The 12,671-nt window shown below is 67.6% G+C and carries 14 protein-coding genes; 9 read left to right on the forward strand and 5 right to left on the reverse strand.

The window, feature by feature from the left end; genetic code table 11:
• The first annotated feature begins 42 nt into the window (after positions 1–42).
• The 9 genes from EOV43_RS07120 to EOV43_RS07160 all read left to right on the forward strand — a co-directional run bounded on the left by EOV43_RS07120 (position 43) and on the right by EOV43_RS07160 (position 8,922).
• On the forward strand, positions 43–1,494 hold the full coding sequence (locus EOV43_RS07120; protein WP_128220523.1) for an FAD-dependent oxidoreductase: 1,452 nt from the start codon (positions 43–45) through the stop codon (positions 1,492–1,494).
• A 162-nt stretch (positions 1,495–1,656) separates the two neighbouring features.
• Positions 1,657–2,454: an IclR family transcriptional regulator gene (locus tag EOV43_RS07125; protein ID WP_239022258.1), complete on the forward strand. Its 798-nt coding sequence runs from the start codon at positions 1,657–1,659 to the stop codon at positions 2,452–2,454.
• A 229-nt stretch (positions 2,455–2,683) separates the two neighbouring features.
• On the forward strand, positions 2,684–3,664 hold the full coding sequence (locus EOV43_RS07130) for a VOC family protein (protein ID WP_128220527.1): 981 nt from the start codon (positions 2,684–2,686) through the stop codon (positions 3,662–3,664).
• Positions 3,658–4,623, forward strand: a complete 966-nt coding sequence (locus EOV43_RS07135) for an ABC transporter permease (protein WP_128220529.1) — start codon at positions 3,658–3,660, stop codon at positions 4,621–4,623. Before EOV43_RS07130 ends, EOV43_RS07135 begins: the two co-directional genes overlap by 7 nt.
• Positions 4,624–4,630: 7 nt before the next feature.
• Positions 4,631–5,644, forward strand: a complete 1,014-nt coding sequence (locus EOV43_RS07140; protein ID WP_128220531.1) for an ABC transporter permease — start codon at positions 4,631–4,633, stop codon at positions 5,642–5,644.
• A complete protein-coding gene (locus EOV43_RS07145) occupies positions 5,641–6,684 on the forward strand; it encodes an ABC transporter ATP-binding protein (protein WP_128220533.1) in 1,044 nt (347 codons plus the stop codon). The genes EOV43_RS07140 and EOV43_RS07145 overlap by 4 nt, the downstream gene beginning before the upstream one ends.
• A complete protein-coding gene (locus EOV43_RS07150) occupies positions 6,681–7,709 on the forward strand; it encodes an ABC transporter ATP-binding protein (RefSeq protein ID WP_128220535.1) in 1,029 nt (342 codons plus the stop codon). The genes EOV43_RS07145 and EOV43_RS07150 overlap by 4 nt, the downstream gene beginning before the upstream one ends.
• A gap of 536 nt (positions 7,710–8,245) precedes the next feature.
• On the forward strand, positions 8,246–8,722 hold the full coding sequence (locus tag EOV43_RS15400; RefSeq protein ID WP_164878772.1) for a DUF2975 domain-containing protein: 477 nt from the start codon (positions 8,246–8,248) through the stop codon (positions 8,720–8,722).
• On the forward strand, positions 8,722–8,922 hold the full coding sequence (locus tag EOV43_RS07160) for a helix-turn-helix domain-containing protein (protein WP_128220539.1): 201 nt from the start codon (positions 8,722–8,724) through the stop codon (positions 8,920–8,922). Before EOV43_RS15400 ends, EOV43_RS07160 begins: the two co-directional genes overlap by 1 nt.
• A gap of 263 nt (positions 8,923–9,185) precedes the next feature.
• Here the strand turns inward: EOV43_RS07160 and EOV43_RS07165 are convergent, their stop codons facing one another.
• The 5 genes from EOV43_RS07165 to EOV43_RS07185 all read right to left on the reverse strand — a co-directional run bounded on the left by EOV43_RS07165 (position 9,186) and on the right by EOV43_RS07185 (position 12,564).
• Complete coding sequence (locus EOV43_RS07165; protein WP_128220541.1) at positions 9,186–10,100, reverse strand: hypothetical protein; 915 nt, start codon at positions 10,098–10,100, stop codon at positions 9,186–9,188.
• A complete protein-coding gene (locus EOV43_RS07170) occupies positions 10,097–10,759 on the reverse strand; it encodes a Fe(II)-2OG oxygenase family protein (protein ID WP_128220543.1) in 663 nt (220 codons plus the stop codon). Before EOV43_RS07170 ends, EOV43_RS07165 begins: the two co-directional genes overlap by 4 nt.
• Before the next feature lie 130 nt (positions 10,760–10,889).
• Positions 10,890–11,153: an SDR family oxidoreductase gene (locus tag EOV43_RS07175; RefSeq protein WP_128220545.1), complete on the reverse strand. Its 264-nt coding sequence runs from the start codon at positions 11,151–11,153 to the stop codon at positions 10,890–10,892.
• Positions 11,150–11,623 (reverse strand): SDR family oxidoreductase, encoded by a 474-nt coding sequence (locus EOV43_RS07180; protein WP_164878771.1) that lies wholly within the window; start codon positions 11,621–11,623, stop codon positions 11,150–11,152. Before EOV43_RS07180 ends, EOV43_RS07175 begins: the two co-directional genes overlap by 4 nt.
• Positions 11,620–12,564 (reverse strand): VOC family protein, encoded by a 945-nt coding sequence (locus EOV43_RS07185; RefSeq protein ID WP_128220549.1) that lies wholly within the window; start codon positions 12,562–12,564, stop codon positions 11,620–11,622. The genes EOV43_RS07180 and EOV43_RS07185 overlap by 4 nt, the downstream gene beginning before the upstream one ends.
• Positions 12,565–12,671 lie beyond the last annotated feature (107 nt).

Consider the following 12,671-nt stretch of genomic DNA (forward strand, 5'->3'; position numbering starts at 1 on the left):
CGGGCTCGTCCCCCCACCTCTTCTGCTGAGAGTGAGTCACCCATGACCACCGAGACCACCTACGACGTCGTCGTCGTGGGCGCCGGCACCGCCGGACTGCCCTGCGCCATCCACGCTGCCCAGAACGGCGCCCGCGTCCTCCTGGTCGAGAAGGACGCCAAGATCGGCGGCACACTGCACATCACCGGCGGCCACATGGCTGCCGCCGGCACCCGTCGTCAGGCCGAGCACGGCATCACCGACACCGCCGAGGCCCACCTCGACGACATCCGTCGGATCTCCGGCGGCACCGCTCGCGAGGACCTCATCACCGTCCTGGCCCACAACGCCGCCGACACCATCGAGTGGCTCACCGACCGCGACTTCGCGTTCGCCTCCGAGACCCCGCGCATCGTCTACGGCCACGAGCCCTACACGACCGCCCGCACCTACTACGGCAAGGACGAGGGCATCTCGCTCCTCGAGGTGCTCCAGCCCGAGCTGGACCGCACCGTCGCCGAGCACGACCTGACGGTGTGGACCTCTGCCCCCGTCACCGAGCTCCGCACCGACGCCGAGGGTCGCGTGGTGGGCATCAGCGTCCTGCGTGGTTCCGACGAGGTCGAGATCGACGCAGCTTCGGTGGTCCTGGCCACCGGTGGCTACGGCGCTGACCCGGAGCTGTTCCAGGAGTTCGAGGGCGCTCCGCTGGTCTCGGCCGCGGCGAAGACCTCCACCGGCGACGGCATCCTGCTGGGCCAGTCCATCGGTGCCGGTCTCCAGGGTGAGGGCACCTACCTGCCCACCTTCGGTGGCCTGCCGGACCCGCAGTCGCCCGGTCGCGCGAACTGGAACGACCGCCAGCGCCTCACCTCCGAGCGTCCCCCGCGCGAGATCTACGTCGACGTCAACGGCTCGCGGTGGGTGCGTGAGGACGAGGAGTCGATCGACGAGAAGGAGCGCGCCCTGGTCACCATCCCCGACCAGACGTTCTGGACGATCTTCGACGACGCCGCCCTGGCCCTGTCGACGGGAGACCTCAACCAGATGATCGTCGGCAAGGAGCCCGACGACGTCCGCGCGGTGGCCGACACCCGACCCGGCGTGCACTCCGCGGACACGCTCGAGCAGCTGGCTGCCAAGTCCGGCATCGACGTCGCCGGACTGGTCGCGACCGTGGAGAAGTACAACGGCTTCGTGGCGGCCGGCGCCGACGCCGACTTCGGGCGCGAGTTCCTGCCGGCGCCGATCGCGCAGGGCCCGTTCTACGCGGTCCGCAACCACGCGATCACCCTGGTGACGTTCCAGGGCCTCGACATCGACGCCGACTTCGCCGTCCGGGACGAGGCCGGCGCTCCGATCGCGGGGCTGTACGCGGTCGGCGAGGTGATCGGTGCCGGTGCCACCTGCGGCAACTCGTTCTGCTCGGGCATGCTGACCACTCCCGCGCTGACCTTCGGTCGTCTGCTCGGCACCCGCCTCGGAGCCGGTGCGACGGCCGCCGCGTCCGCCTGATCACGATCTCGTGAACCGTGTCGCCCGGGGCGAGCCTGTTTGCGCTGCTCCGGGCGACATGGGTGAATGCTCGTTACGCTGTGCGGAACAGCGACTCGTGAGGGACTTCCCTCGACGTACGGCCCACGCGGCCGGGAAGACGGTGATCCGATGAGCCCGCGCATGGCAGGCAAGCCCGAGACGAGCGGCGGTGCGACCATTGCGACCGTCGAACGCGCGATGGACGTGTTGCTGCACATCGCCACCACCAAGGGGCCCGACTTCGGCATCACCGAGCTCGCCGAGGACCTCTCGATGTCCAAGGCCGCCGTGCACCGCGTCCTCGCCTCGTTGCGCGGGCGTGGTCTGGTGGACGTCGACGAGCGCACCCGTCGTTACTCCCTCGGTGTCGGCGCCCTTCGCCTCGGTCTCGCCTACCTGGACCGGATCGACGTGCGTCGTCTGGGGCGTCCTGCGTTGGAGAGGCTCTCGCAGCGCACCAACGAGACCGCGACGCTGTCGGTCCTGCTCGGACACTCCGAGCGCATCTACGTCGACCAGGTGACGCCCGAGCGCGAGGTCATCATGTCGGTGACCATGGGGGAGCCGTACCCGTTGCACGCCGGTGCCTCGGGACGCGCGTTCCTGTCGTTCCTCGATCCGGTGCATCGCGAGGACTACCTCAGCCACGTCGCGCTCCAGGCGCTCACCGACCTCACCGTCACCGACCGGGACGCCCTGCGTGTCAGTGTCGACGAGGTCCGCCAGCAGGGCTGGGCCACCTCGGCGGGGGAGCGGAAGTCGGGCGCCGCGTCGGTGGCCGCCCCGGTGCTGGGGCACGACGGCCGGCCGATCGCGGTGGTCAGTGTGTGCGGTCCGGCCGACCGGATCGCGTCCTCCCTGGACCGCTGTCGTGAAGAACTGCTGGACACCACGCGCACCATGTCGCGTCAGTTCGGATGGGACGGCCGTTCCGCCTGAGCGGTGTCGTCCCATGAACCGCCCTCCGGAACGTCGGTCCGGAGGGCGTTGCTCTTTGTGAGCCGTCTCACTCGGCAAGATTCGTCAGACATTTTTGACGAACCTTGAGTTTCTGCTTGTGGAACATCGTTCCTTTACCGGAAACTTGTGGCTGCTGAGTGATCGAGGTCACCCCCAGGGCCTCGGCGCTCGTGGCGTGAGTGCGACCGCGCTCAGGAACGAGTGATCCGTGACCCCACCCTCCAACCAGGTCTTCGGGCCGTTGGTGTCCGTCTCCGACACTGAGGCGCACGTGCGCCTGTTCTCCGACGTGTTCGGGATGCAGGTGGCCGGGCGCCACACCGTCGAGCGCCGAGAGACCCTCGACGCGATCTCCCCGCGCCACACCCTGGAGCGGATCGAGCTCACGGTCCTGACGACCCCGGGCACCCGTACTGGTGTCGTCCTGGTCGACTTCGGCGTCGCTGACGCGCCGACCGTGCGCGACTGGTCCACCCGCGTCCACCTCGACGCACTCAAGGTGATCGACTTCTACGCCCCCGACTTCGGCGCGGCCGTGGCACACGCTCGCGCCCGCGGGTATGAGGTGATCGAGTCCGAGGCCAGCTACGAGTTGGCCGAGGGCACCTTCCGCGAGGCGCACCTGTGGGGACCCGACAACGTGGTCACCGCGTTCCTGGGTGGACCGGCGGAGTTCTTCGCCGACTTCGCCCAGGTGACCGACGCTCTCGTCAGCGAGGTGCAGAGCATCTCCGCGCCGCTCTCCGACGCCTCCGACAGCGTCGCGTTCTACCGCGACGTCCTCGGGTGGAACGTCGTGTACGAATATGCACTCGACGACCCCAGTTTCGCCGCGATGCTGGGCGTGGAGCACCTGACGCTGCGTTCACGCAACGTCGGTCCGAACACCCGTGAGCCCTACTTCGGGCTGATCGACTACGGCCTCCCCGGCGGGGCCGACGACTCACTGACCGGTCGATCGGTCCCGCCGCACCGAGGACTCCTCGGTGCCGTGGTCCTGACCCACGACATCGCGGCGATCCATGCCGCCGCTGGCCTGGAGGCTGTCCCCGTGGTCCTCCAGCTGCCTTCCCTCGAATCCGACCGGGCGGCGTGGCTGACCACGCCGCACACCGTGCCCCATCTCGTCCTCGAGGTCGAGGCCCCGGTCGACCACCCTCGTGAAGAGGAAGGAACCACTTCATGCTGAAGATGACCGTGTCCCGGTTGCTCAGCGCGATCCCCGTGCTGCTCCTGGTCTCGATCGTGGCCTTCACGCTGCTGCGCCTCGCCCCCGGCGACCCCGCGCTGCTGTCCGTGGGCCTCGAGGCGCCGCCGGAGGCCTTGGCCAAGGCTCGCGCCGACATGCACCTGGACGACTCGATCCTGGTCCAGTACTGGACCTGGCTGACCGACATGCTCCGTGGAGACCTCGGCACCAGCTACTCCGACAAGGCTCCGGTGACCGAGGCCATCAGCGACCGCCTCGGCGTCACGATGCAACTCGCGCTCATGGCCCTGGCCCTGATCGTCGTCATCGGCATCCCGCTCGGCGTCGTCTCCGCGCTGCGGGCCAACGGCTTCGTCGACCAGGTGATCCGCGTGGTCTCCCTGGCCGGCATCTCGGTGCCCAACTTCGTCATCGGCCTGTTCCTGGTCCTGGCCTTCGGCTGGTGGTTCCCCGGGGTCCTGCCGTACCAGGGCTTCGTGCCGCTGGACGAGTCGGTCAGCGAGAGCCTGAAGTCGACGCTGCTCCCGGCGATCGCACTGGCCGCCCCGCAGATCGGCCTGGTGGCCCGTCTGACCCGTTCCTCGATGCTCGAGGTGCTCAACCAGGAGTACGTCTCGGCCGCGCGTGCCATGGGCGTCTCCGAGCGCGTCATCATCTGGAAGGACACCCTGCGCAATGCACTGCTGCCGGTCGTCACCGTGCTCGGCGTGCAGACCGGCTTCCTCCTGGGCGGCTCCGTCGTCGTCGAGAGCGTCTTCGGCATTCCCGGTCTGGGGCGCCTGCTCGTGGAGTCGTTCGCCATCCGCGACTACCCGATCACCATCGGCGTGATGATGTTCGTGGCCGTCGTCTTCGTGTTCGTGAACATCGTCGTCGACCTCCTCTACGGAGTCATCAACCCCCGCATCCGGGTCGGCTACGCCAGTGGAAAGGAATGAGTCGACGATGAGCTCCACCACCCCCACCCCCAGCCCCACCCCCAGCCCCACCGCCACCTCCAGCTCCAGCTCCACCCACGTCGCCACCGCCCCGGCGATCCCCACCCCCGTGGACGAGGTCGGACTGCTCCGTCGCCTGGCCTCGCGCAAGCTGTCGCTGGTCTGCATGATCGGTGTGGCCCTGTTCCTGCTGCTCGCCGTGTTCGGCCCGATGTTGGCGCCCTACGACTACACCGAGCTCGGTGACGAGTCCCTGGCCGCACCCAGTGCGGAGCACTGGATGGGCACCGACTCCGTGGGTCGCGACGTCTTCTCGCGCTTCCTCCACGGTTCGCGGATCTCGATCCTGGTCGGCTTCATCGCCGTCGTCTTCGCCCTCGTCATCGGCTCCCTGCTCGGCATGCTCGCCGGCATGAAGTCGGGCAAGTGGCGCGACTCCGTGATCATGCGACTCATGGACGTCATCCTGGCGTTCCCGCTGCTCGTCCTCGTCCCGGTCATCACCGGCATCCTCGGCCAGCGCGACATCTCGGTCGGCCCGCTCCGGATCGGCCCGTCGGTGCTCGTCGCGATGGCCATCGGCATCGTCCTGATCCCGGTCTTCGCCCGTATTGCACGCGCCTCGGTGCTCGCCGAGATGCGCGAGGAGTACGTGACGGCCGTGAAGTCCTTCGGCGGTCGCAACTCCGACATCCTCTTCCGCAACCTGCTGCCCAACATCTCCGCGCCCCTCGTCGTCCAAGGTGCGTTCGGTCTGGCGATGGCCGTCGGCGTCGAGGCCTCGGTGTCCTTCCTCGGCCTCGGTGTCCAGCCGCCCGGCGCGTCCTGGGGAACCCTGCTGGCCGACGCCCGTCAGTACGTGACGCTCGGCGCCTGGTGGCTCGTGCTGTTCCCGTCGATCGCGATCGCGTTGTTCGTCCTCGTCTTCAACCTGCTGGGCGACCAGCTGCGTGACGAGCTGGATCCGCGCGCCAAGTCGACCAAGAAGAAGTCCGCCACGAAGAAGGGCGACGAGAAGTGACCACTCCCACCCCCACCACCTCCGGTGCCGCCGGAGCCGACGAGGTCCTGCGCGTCACCAACCTGCAGACCACCTACCAGTTCCGTGGCGAGCCGGTCCCGGCCGTCAAGCGGTTCGCGCTGAGCGTCAAGCCCGGTGAGATCGTCGGTCTGGTCGGCGAGTCCGGCTCGGGCAAGTCCACCGCGCTGAAGTCGATCCTCGGCATGCTCCGTCCTCCGGCGAAGGTCGAGGCCGACGAGATCCTCCTGGCCGGACGCGACCTGCGTCAGCTCGACGAGGAGGAGCTCCGCAAGGTCCGCGGCGGCGAGATGGCGATGATCTTCCAGGACCCGATCAACTCGTTCAACCCGTCCTGGACGATCGGCAGCCAGTTCCGTCGTGTGCTCTCCCTGCACCGTCCCGACCTGCAGCCCAAGGAGTACGACGCCGAGATCCTGCGTCTGCTCAAGAGCGTCGGCATCGACGGTCGAGGCAAGCTCAAGGCCTACCCGTTCCAGTTCTCCCAGGGTCAGCTGCAGCGCATCATGATCGCGGTCGCCTGTGCCAGCAACGACCTCAAGGTGTTGCTCGCCGACGAGCCCACCACCAGCCTCGACGTCACCATCGAGGCCCAGGTGCTCGAACTGCTTCGCACCCTGCGTACCGAGCGCAACCTCGCGATGGTGCTGGTCACCCACGACCTCTCGGTCGTGGCGGAGATGTGCGACAAGGTCGTCGTCATGTACGCCGGCCAGGTCGTGGAGGTCGCGGACGTCTACGACCTCTTCGAGAAGCCGCAGCACCCGTACACGAAGCAGTTGTTGCAGGCGATCCCCGGATTCCCGCACGACGGCGAGCGTCTGTACTCGATGCGGGGCGCGGTGCCGCCGCTGACCTCCGACATCAAGGGTTGCTGGTTCGCGGACCGCTGCGACAACAAGCTCGGCGCGATCTGCGACACCACCATGCCCGAGCTGTTCCAGATCGGCACCGCCGGTGCCGCCGCCTCCTGCCACCGCGTCGCCCCCGGCGCGGCACAGCTCGAAGGGAGCCAGGCATGACCGACACCAACGTCGAGCCCCTGATCCGGGTCCGCGACCTCAAGACCCACTTCCCGGTGGGTGGCGGCTTCCTGTCCAAGATGCGCGGGACCCAGCAGACCGTGCATGCCCTCGACGGCGTCAGCTTCGACATCCTGCCCAAGCAGACCCTCGCCGTCATCGGTGAGTCCGGTTCGGGCAAGTCGACCACCGGCCGTTCGATCCTGCGTCTCGAGGAGCCCACGTCGGGCACCGTCGAGTTCCGTGGCCGCGACATCGTGTCGCTCTCCGCGGAGGAGCTGCGCCAGGAGCGCAAGCACATGCAGATGGTCTTCCAGAACCCCTACTCCTCGGTCAACAAGCGCAACCGCCTGGTCGACATCATCGGTGAGCCGCTGCGGGTGCACGGGGTCGGTGACAAGGCCCAGCGCGACGCCAAGGCGGCCGAACTGCTGGACCTGGTGGGCCTCAACCCCACCTTCCTGCACCGCTACCCGCACGAGGTCTCGGGTGGTCAGCTGCAGCGTGTCGGCATCGCCCGCGCGTTGGCGACCGGTCCGGAGTTCCTCGTGGCCGACGAGCCGACCGCGTCCCTGGACGTCTCGGTGCGTGCCCAGGTGATGAACCTGCTCAAGGACCTCAAGGAGGACCTGGGGCTGTCGCTGATGTTCATCAGCCACGACCTCGCGGTGGTCTCCTACATCGCCGACCAGATCGCGGTGATGTACCTGGGCCGCATCGTCGAGATCGGTACCAAGCACCAGTTGGAGTCGAACCCGCAGCACCCCTACACGAAGGCGCTCTTCGGTGCGGCCCCCAAGCCGGACCCGCGTCAGCGCAAGGAGCACTCGGCTCCGCTGGGGGAGGTGCCCAACGCGATCAAGCGTCCCTCGGGCTGCTTCTACTCGCCGCGCTGCCCGGTCGCGACCGCGGAGTGCTTCGAGACCTACCCGACGCTGGAGACCAAGACCGCCGGGCAGCAGGTGGCGTGCCACCTGGTGACTCCGGCCGACGGCGCGACCGTCCTGGGCATCACGCCCGTCTGATCCCGGTCCTGCGACCGAGCAGTCGTGGCCCGGAGCGGTGTGCTCCGGTCCGGTCCACCTGCTGACACCGAGGAACCCCTCACGCTCGACGGCGTGAGGGGTTCCACCATTTCTGGGGGACTCCGTCGTGATGCACGTCCCGAGATCATGAGTTGCGGTAAGTCTTTGCCGTCAGGCGATGTGTCTGCCGGTGGGGTGGAGTGGGGGAGTACGTGGTGTGGCTCAGCGTGAAGGCTGCCCGTGGGCGGGAGGAGGTGGTGCCGTCCGGGCGCAGCTTCCGGTGGGGAAGTCGCCTGGCGCTGCTCGCGTCGGCGGTGTGCGTGCTGATGGCGTTGTCGAGCGCCACGAGCGGCGCACTGGTGTTGGGCGGAAAGGTCACGTTGCCCTTCGAAGGCTCACGGGGACCGTTAAGCGCAACACAGCGTATCTCCTGGGAAGTCGCCGGGCCGACGCAGCCGGTTTGCGAGGCTGGCGACGCGGGGAGCTGGCAGGACGACGAGTGCCTCCACTTCTACGTCCGCAGTGGCGATCAAGGCGTGACGGCCGATGACGGGACGTACGTCAATCGGGCCGACGTCCGACCGGTCGCGGTCCACTGGGGTGGGGAGATGGAACTCGCCAGCGGAGGCGGCTGGAGTCCGTGGGTGGCGTTCACGCTCGGGGTGCAGGTGGCCGGCCTGGCGCTGGCGAGCGCCTTCCTCTTCCTGCTGCACCGGGTGCTGAGTGCTGCGGCGTCCGGTGACGTCTTCAGCCCGCGCGCGGTCGCTCGCGTGCGTGGCATGGGGTGGCTGCTCATCGCCGGGGGAGTGCTCGGTTTCCTCGAGTGGGCGCTCGGAACTCCGAGCAAGCTCGACTACGGATCGAGCCAGTTCGGCCCGGCAGCCGACCTGAGCGCCCCCGGGCCGCAGTCGATCGACCTGACGCTGTTCGCCGTCGGTGCGCTGGTGCTGCTGCTCGCCCAGGTCTTCCGGCACGGCCACGAGGTCGAGTCCGAGCGGAGGATGACCATCTGATGGCGATCATCGTCCGCCTCGACCGGATGCTCGTGGAACGCCGGATGACGCTGACCCAACTCTCCGAGCGCGTGGGGATCACGGTGCCGAACCTGTCGATCCTCAAGAACGGGCACGCCAAGGCGGTGAAACTCTCCACCCTCGACGCCATCTGTGAAGCCCTGGAGTGTCAGCCGGGAGACCTGCTCGAACACATCTGATCGCAGAAGACATCAGGTCACGAGTTCCGCTTCAACGTCTGATTCTTCTCAGGGCCGTCACGCGTTGACGGGGAACTCCTGATGGATGTTGTGGGGCCGAGCATACGCTCGGCCCCACTTCTGTTGCATCAGCTCTGATAGGGCTTGTAGGACGCTACTTGCCCTCGGTTATGCCCAACACGGTCCAGCGAAATGTGAACTTTCGGACCGGGTGCATGAAACCGTTCCCGGAGTCGGAGCATCGCCGCTGGATAGTGCGCCCATCAGTCGTTCCCATACTCAGGTTCCTGCCACTGCGACCACTCTTCGGAGTCCACTTCGAAGGTCTCGGGAAGGTCAGCCGCTTGAACCAGTTCGGGGGTCTCGAAGCACAACCCGCAGTTGCTGCAAGTGAAGGCGTAAGAGTAGACGGTCAAGGTCACCCAAGACGTGTAGTCTTCCTCCGAGTTGCGCTCCACGTGGGTGTCGGTCTCGATGACCTCTTCGCCTTCTAGGAGGCCCTCGGCTCCGCACGCGGGGCAGGTGTGGAGCACGTTGTGAGACCACCCCACCGCCAGTGGGTATGCGTTGGGCGTGAACTCCTTGGCCACCTTCGCTGGGAGGTTTCCCGCCTTGTGCTGGGCGAGACGCAGACGCGCGCTCTCCACAAGCATCTCTACTCGGTTGGACATGTATGTGGTGTTGAGAGCGAGGAGGCGGTCAACTTCGCGTTCGCGGTCGCCCACAAGCTCGTCCAGCGACCGGCCCGTTGCGTTCACCAGGATGCTTGCTTGCGTCCAGTACCTCGCCCACCACTGCTCGGGTGGCAGGGAGGTGAAGCGGAGTTCGGGGCCGTGCAAGTAGGCGTTCCGTGCGTTGGTGATTTTGTCGGCCTCGCTGCTGCTGAACGGCTTGAAGGCTTGGGCGCAGCGCTTGTAGAGAGTCTTGGCTCGGACCGACGTGAACTGTCCAGTGCCTTCAATGAGTCCGGCTGCGATGAGTAGGTTCCGGCCTTCTTCGTTGGGTTCTGCGATGAGCAACGGTGACACTCTCGCTAGGGCAGCCTTGGCAAGTAGTTCCAGCGCCAGCGCCGCCCATAGCGCCTTCTCGTCGAAGCTCTGCTCGTCCTCTTCCAAGGCTCGGTTGAGGAAGAGCTTTGCCTTGAGGAACAGTGCGTCGTGGTCGTATGGAGCGGTCAAGACGGGGCCCTCTCAACTCTGAGAGCGAGCCGTTCGAGGGTGCGCTCGGGTTCGTTGGAAGCATCGGCCCGCGCGTGGAGATAGCGCCGGTTGTCGAGCGCTAGGACTAACCCCGGCTCGTTCCACTCGAACTCGTGTACCTCAGGCAGGCACTCCTTGACGGCTGCCATAGCGCGGCAGGCGCGCGGGTCACCAGGGGTCATGCATACGGGGTCGTAGCGGACAGCGTGACCCTCCCGGTTGAAGTCGAGGATGGGAGCAAGAAACGAATCGGAGCCTGAGTCGACGATGAAGAGTCCGTGGACAAGGTCGCCCATCGGCTGTGAGCCGAGGGTAGGGGGCACGAACCGCGCGAAGCGCGTAGGGATCTCCGACCTCGTGGGACAGGACAGCAACACCACGTCGGGCGGGGTTTCGAGATGCGCGCCGTCCGTGTGTAGCGGTTGCTCGCCCAACCCGTGCACTCGACTCATCGAACGCTGCTGAGCCTTGTCTGCCGGAGTCGGCCTGAGCCGCTCGATGCGAGGCGAAGAGGTGCGGCGGTTGGGTATGACACGGACGCTGCCGTCAATGTCCCGTTCAAGCACCGACAGCCCACCTTTGAAGACCCCGTAGCCCTTGTCGCGTACCTCGTTCAAGAGGTTGGTCAGGTGATACATGAGAGGGAATCTATGCATGTTGTCGCGGCAGGGTGGATGGTTCTCACTGCACGTGCGTACATTAAATGACCCCTTAGGGGTTGGCGGAGTCACCGCTCTCCCAAAGGGGCACTTCGTGTCAGCGACGGGGCTATGTGAGCTGGCCCAGATCGATCCGGTCCCAGTTCGCATCGGCCGGCAGATCCATGCAGGCCGTGATCGTCTGCGCGACGACGTCGGCAGGCAGTTTCGCCACGTCACGTCCGGCGCTCATCTCGCTGTCGACGCAGGCGTTGACCACGACGTCGGTCAGCTTCACCCGGGTTCCGGCGAGCTCGCCGCGCACGCTCTCGACGAGTCCGCGCAGACCGTGCTTCGCGGCCGCGTGGGCAGCGCCGCCGGGGAACGGGGTCACGCCCGCGCCGGAGTTGAGGGGGTGAAGACGTGGCCGCGGCGTCCGTCCACCAGTTCCTGGGCGGTCATGCGCCGCGAGGCGAGCGCCAGGGTGTGGAACGCCGCGGTGAGGTTCGACGCGATCTGTGCGTCCCAGGCGTCCGTCGTCAAGGAAGCCACCGGTCCACGCGTGAACGCCCCCGCGGAGGCGACGATCACCTCGAGACGGGCGTCGGGGGCGAGATGGCGGGCCGCGACGTCGTCGAGCACGCCGGGCAGTGAGACGTCCGCCGTCGCGGGGCGCACCCGGCCGGGCAGGCCGGACGCTGCATCGGCGAGGTCGGCCAGCGGCGCCGCGCGACGCCCGAGTGCGACGACGTGCAGTCCACGCGCGGCGAGAGCCAGAGTGATCGCGCGTCCGATGCCGGTCCCGGCTCCCGTGACCATCGCGCAGGCACCCGTCAGTGGGCGGGAGTCGGCGACGGCGTTCACAGGCGCTGGAAGAACTCGACGCGTTCGCCGTCCGGGCCGAACCATGCACGCACGCGTACCCGTCCGAAGCCGACCTGGTCGACCTCGATCTCGTCGCCGGCAGTCTCCGTGCCGATCGCCTTCAGCAGCACGGTGGTGGCGTCGAGGTCGGTGGTCTCGAAGGCGAGAGACAGGATTCCTGCGGTGCCTGCGACCGCGAGGTGACGCTGGTCGTCGCCCTCGAAGCCGACGTACTGGGCGATCTCCACGCGACCGGAGTCGTTCCTGTCGGGGTGCATCATGTTGATGTTGTGCAGGCCCACGCCGTCGGGCAGATGGAAGAAGTCCTCCATCCGCTCCAGCAGCTTGTCGTAGAGGGGACGCAGGCCGAGCGCGGCGTAGAAGCGGGCCGAAGCGTTCGCGTTCGCCGAGTGCAGGCACACGGTCTGCAGGCCGGTCGGGCGACCGTCGTAGTCGGCCAACGGGTTCGCGGGGCCCGGCTCCAGCTGGAACACGTCGACGAGGATGCCGTCGGGGTCCCACGAGAGAGAGTCCCACGCGGACAGGTCGGGGGTGACCGTCCAGTGCGTCGGGCCCGAGCGAGTCTTCCCGCCGTGGGCGGCGACCGCAGCCATCGCGGCGTTGATCTCGGGCACCCGGATGTTGAGGGCGTAGTGGCCCAGATCCTGCAGACGCGAGTAGTCGCCCCAGTAGAGGGGCTTGCTCTCGGGGTAGTGGACCAGACGCACCAGGCCGGTGGTGCCTCCGGCCGGTCCCAGGACGACGGCCTCGCCGACCAGATCGGTGGCCCCGCCCCACAACTGTGCTGTCTCCTCGGGCGAGATCGGGCCACGGCCGTGCTCGACGTAGTCGAAGCACCCCGAGTAGAAGGCGACGGACGCCTCCAGGTCGGTGACGCCCACGGTGGCCACCTTCACCTCGCTGATCGCAGGTCGAGTCACGGCACAACTCCAAGCACTGGGGGAGGCGTCCAGGGGACGGCCCGCATGCGCGGACCGGAACGCTGTACCAAGTGTCGGTGCGGCAGTGGGCACGCGCAACCGTTTCT

This window comes from Nocardioides yefusunii (assembly GCF_004014875.1).
GTDB lineage: Bacteria > Actinomycetota > Actinomycetes > Propionibacteriales > Nocardioidaceae > Nocardioides > Nocardioides yefusunii.

Bases quoted from the DNA above. Each gene is read 5' to 3' on its own strand.
- EOV43_RS07160 (WP_128220539.1), top strand. From the start codon at position 8,722: ATGGCGATCATCGTCCGCCTCGACCGGATGCTCGTGGAACGCCGGATG.
- EOV43_RS07120 (WP_128220523.1), top strand. From the start codon at position 43: ATGACCACCGAGACCACCTACGACGTCGTCGTCGTGGGCGCCGGCACC.
- EOV43_RS07125 (WP_239022258.1), top strand. From the start codon at position 1,657: ATGGCAGGCAAGCCCGAGACGAGCGGCGGTGCGACCATTGCGACCGTC.
- EOV43_RS07150 (WP_128220535.1), top strand. From the start codon at position 6,681: ATGACCGACACCAACGTCGAGCCCCTGATCCGGGTCCGCGACCTCAAG.
- EOV43_RS07140 (WP_128220531.1), top strand. From the start codon at position 4,631: ATGAGCTCCACCACCCCCACCCCCAGCCCCACCCCCAGCCCCACCGCC.
- EOV43_RS07135 (WP_128220529.1), top strand. From the start codon at position 3,658: ATGCTGAAGATGACCGTGTCCCGGTTGCTCAGCGCGATCCCCGTGCTG.
- EOV43_RS07170 (WP_128220543.1), bottom strand. From the start codon at position 10,759: ATGTATCACCTGACCAACCTCTTGAACGAGGTACGCGACAAGGGCTAC.